Genomic DNA, 4,206 nt, shown 5'->3' on the forward strand with positions numbered 1-4,206 from the left:
TTCGGGGTATACAGTTTTGTCAGCCAATATTCGGTCAATTACGGTGCCATCGGCGCTTATCTCGTGCTTGGCGCTGCCCCGGTCGTGCTGATCTACTTCCTGCTGTCCGATAAAATTACAAAGGGCATGGTCGCGGGTGCAGTCAAAGGCTAATCCTCAAGCGAGCAAACCTGTGATATGATAGGTCAATATCGATCATTGGAGGGCTCTAACCATGATTCGCCGGTTCAAAACCCTGCATTCTGCCTTGTTCCTGCTGTTTCTTGTCAGCATGCTCGGGCTGCTGCTGATCATCAGCGGCCTGTTCATTAAATATTCAACGGACCAATACCAATCGAAAATCGGGGAAATCTCCCGCAAAAACATGTCACAAACCGTCGGGCTCATCGATTCCTTGCTCGGCGGTTATGATAGTTTGAGCAAGTCCATCATCGGCAACTTTGACTTACAGCGGCTATTAAGAGAAAGCCCTGAGGACAATTCCGCCGTCAATGTCATTAATGAGCGCTCCATTACCAACATATTGGGGGCGCTTTATTATTCTCGAAAAGATATTATCGGCTTGTACATCATCCATAACAACGACAAGATCTACAGCTATAATTCAGCCATGAGCACCATCGATGTGGACTATAAATCGTCCTCTTGGCTGCAGGAACTTCGCACATCGACTGGAGAAATGATCTGGCTGGGCGTTCAGCCGAAATCGCTCATCGACCTGTCGGTTAACCGGCCGGTCTTTTCCTATGGGCGGCCGATTTACGATCTATACAAAAACCGCCAAGTCGGGGTCGTTCTGGTTGAGGTATCGGCGGAGCCGTTTCTCTCTGCTCTGTCCAATCTGAGCTACAGCTCCAAGAGCGAGAGCTACATCATAACGGAAACGAAGCATCTGATCGCTTCCAGTTCCTCGCTCACCGAGTTCCCTTCCGAATTGCTGCAATACGACCTTAATTTCCACGGCTCCGCTCCCCTGCTGGCTTACTACGGGAACAAGCTGATTGTTTCGGCCAAACCTGCAGGCGCCTGGTGGAGCATCGTCAGTTCCACACCGAAAAACAGTTTGAACGTAGAATTGGAGAAAACCTACCGGCTTATGATCTTTATTATGTCGGGTTTGGTACTGTTATCCATCCTGCTGGCCACCTTTGTATCCCGCACCATTTCCAATCCGCTGAAAAGGCTCATTCGGCAAATGCGCCAGGTCGAAACCGGAGATTTCCGCGGGATCGTCAATATAAATTCCTACGGAGAGATCAACAGCGTAGTGGCTTCCTTCAATCGAATGGTCGGGACAATTGACGACTTAATCGAACGGGTGAAACTTTCCTCGATCAGCGAAAAAAACGCCCAACTGCTCGCTTTGCAATCGCAAGTTAATCCGCATTTTTTATATAACACCCTCGATATGATATATTGGATGTTAGATGAAAAACAGGAAGACCAACTGGGTGAGGTCGTTTTGGCATTGTCTCGAATGTTCCGCTATAGCAGCCAGTGGGAAGAAGGCTCTACCGTTACCCTCCGGGAAGAGATCGAGCAAATGACCCACGTCCTGACCGTTATCCGCTGCCGATTAGGCGGACGTTTGGAAACGGACATACAAATAGCCGAGGAATGGCTCAATACACCCATGCCGAAAATGACGCTGCAGCCGATTATCGAGAACGCGGTTAAGCACGGACTGGAGCAAGCGCAACATACAGGAAAAATCACCGTCCAAGTCGAGAAAGTCGACCAAGACCTCCATATTCTGATTTCGGATAATGGTGTGGGGATGGATGAGATAACCTTGCAGACTTTAATGGAATCTCTCAATGAACCATCCCTCGTCCATCGGTCCCATCCGGAAGCGGCAGATGGAACAAACGGATCCGGAATCGGCATGCAAAATCTGCAGCGCCGCCTGGTACTGATGTTTGGCGTCGGTTATGGCCTGCAAATTGAAAGTAAGCCCGGACAAGGCACTCTGGTCAAGGTCATCATTCCATGTCCGCCGGTTTAAGAAGGAGGCACCGCCATGAATATTTTAGTCGTGGATGACGAGCCGATAATTCGCAACGGAATAAAACGCACGGTTCGCGACTTGCCAGTCTGCGATCACGTTTTTTTAGCCGAATCGCCCAAAGAGGCCTTCGCGGTGCTGCGGGACGAACGGATTGATGTCGTCTTGACCGATATCCTGATGCCCGGCATGACCGGACTGGAATTGATGAATATGAGCCGCAAGCGCTACCCCCGGATCAAATGGGTGGTCATCTCCGCCCATTCTGAGTTTGGTTACGCGCAGGAAGCCGTCCGGCTAGGCGCCAAGGATTATCTGTTGAAGCCTATCGGCAAAGAGAAGTTGACGGAACTTATCCATTCCTTAGCAGAAGAACTGGATCAGGAAAGCGAAATGACCAAGGAGATGCAGGTGTGGAAACACAACGTTAAGTATTTGCGGGAGGCTCTCTTCCAGCGTTGGATCTCCGGCCTCGATACCGGGAACATGGATGTCCAGACTTTCATGGAGCCCTACCCCGAATTTTTCCTGATTATGGTGAAAATGGACAGTGACCGGCAGGTGAATCTTGAGCATTTCATCATCGAAAATGTGATGTCAGAAATAATCGCGCTTCATGGAACCGGATTTACCACCAGCTACGAACGGCTTTGCGTTTTAGGACTCGTCATGCTGAATGAACCGGCCAAACAGAATGAAGTGATCGATCTGCTGAAAACCCATCTGAAGAAATACCTAAAAGTGCCGTTCCAGGTGTGCATATCTGCAAAAATTACCGACTACCGCACCGTTCCCGAGGAAGTTCAGCGAATGCTGGACGAATCCGTCACCCAAATCTACAACCATAGCGTTCCAGGTAGCGAAAAAGCCGTTGAGATGGCCCAGCAATATATCCGCATGCATTTCAGCGATGATTTATCCTTGGAAAAAGTTGCATCTGTCGTGTTCCTGAACCCCGTCTACTTTAGTCAGTTGTTTAAGCAAAAGAACGGTCAAGGCTTTAAGGAATATGTGATTCAATTGCGGCTGGAGCAAGCGAAGGTGCTGCTCGCCAATCCCCAACTGAAATTGGCGGATGTAGCCGAACGCATCGGCTACCAGGATATGCGCTACTTCACGCAAATCTTCCGCAAGCGGTATGAGATGACGCCAACGGAATACCGCCAGTCCATAGGCATGGATTTGCGTACTCGCAATCAGACGAAATCTTGAGGATCGATCGACAAAAGCCGCGAGCCGCGGCTTTTTCCATAAATGAGATCATAAGGAGCAATCATAGACATGGAACCCCTATCGCTTCCAATCGAATTTATCACCCGCATTCGGGAACAACTCGGCCCGGAAGCCGAAGCTTTTCTCGCCAGCTATGCAGAAGCCAGAACCCAAGGGCTGCGCTGTAATCCGCTGAAAGCGGCTCCCGATGATGCAGTTTGGAAGAACCTGCGGCAGCTGTTTCAGCTCGAAGCCGTACCCTGGTGTCCTACCGGCTTCTATTACCCGGAAGAAGCCCGTCCCGGCAGGCATCCTTATCATGCCGCCGGCTTGTATTACATTCAGGAGCCATCCGCCATGGCTTCCGCTGAGCAGCTGGCTCCCGAGCCCGGGGAGACCGTTCTGGATCTGGCGGGAGCACCTGGAGGCAAATCGACGCAGATTGCCGGCATGCTGCAAGGCAGAGGGCTGCTTGTCGCAAACGAAATCCACCCGGGACGCGCGCGGATTCTTTCGGAAAACATTGAACGGATGGGCATTTCCAATGCCATCGTCACCTCGATGACGCCGGACAGCCTGGCTGTGAGGTTTCCGTTCTTTTTCGATCGGATCATGTTGGATGCTCCCTGCTCCGGCGAGGGCATGTTCCGCAAGGACCCGGATGCGGCGGAGGAATGGAACGCCGGTTCCCCCGCTTTTTGCGCTGCTCGGCAGAAAGACATTCTGAAGGATGCCGTCAAAATGTTGAAGCCCGGCGGCATACTAGGTTATTCCACCTGCACCTTCAACCGGGAAGAAAACGAAGAGGTCATCCAGTGGCTGCTGGCTGAGTATCCGCTCTTCCGCCTTCTCGCAAGCGAACGGATATGGCCGCACAAGGAACGGGGCGAAGGCCATTTTGTCGCATTCCTGCAGCTAGGCGCGAAGCCGGACGAAACGATCGGAGCGGGGGAAGCCCGCGGCGGTCTTGCGAAGAACCGCGCAAAAGG

General features: G+C 51.5%; 3 protein-coding genes and 1 pseudogene. All 4 read left to right on the top strand.

All coding sequences use genetic code 11. The features are described from left to right. A pseudogene (locus TJ79_RS17205) lies at window positions 1–153 on the top strand (carbohydrate ABC transporter permease); the annotation flags it as partial. 61 nt (window positions 154–214) lie between these two features. Beyond that, window positions 215–2,005 (top strand): sensor histidine kinase, encoded by a 1,791-nt coding sequence (locus TJ79_RS17210; RefSeq protein WP_040951587.1) that lies wholly within the window; start codon window positions 215–217, stop codon window positions 2,003–2,005. A 15-nt stretch (window positions 2,006–2,020) separates the two neighbouring features. Then, window positions 2,021–3,217, top strand: a complete 1,197-nt coding sequence (locus tag TJ79_RS17215; RefSeq protein WP_040951588.1) for a response regulator transcription factor — start codon at window positions 2,021–2,023, stop codon at window positions 3,215–3,217. A gap of 69 nt (window positions 3,218–3,286) precedes the next feature. Next, window positions 3,287–4,206 (top strand): RsmB/NOP family class I SAM-dependent RNA methyltransferase (locus TJ79_RS17220; protein WP_162162970.1); only part of this gene is annotated, 920 nt, incomplete at its 3' end.

The sequence above is a fragment of the Gorillibacterium massiliense genome, from assembly GCF_000455485.1.
GTDB classification, from domain to species: domain Bacteria; phylum Bacillota; class Bacilli; order Paenibacillales; family NBRC-103111; genus Gorillibacterium; species Gorillibacterium massiliense.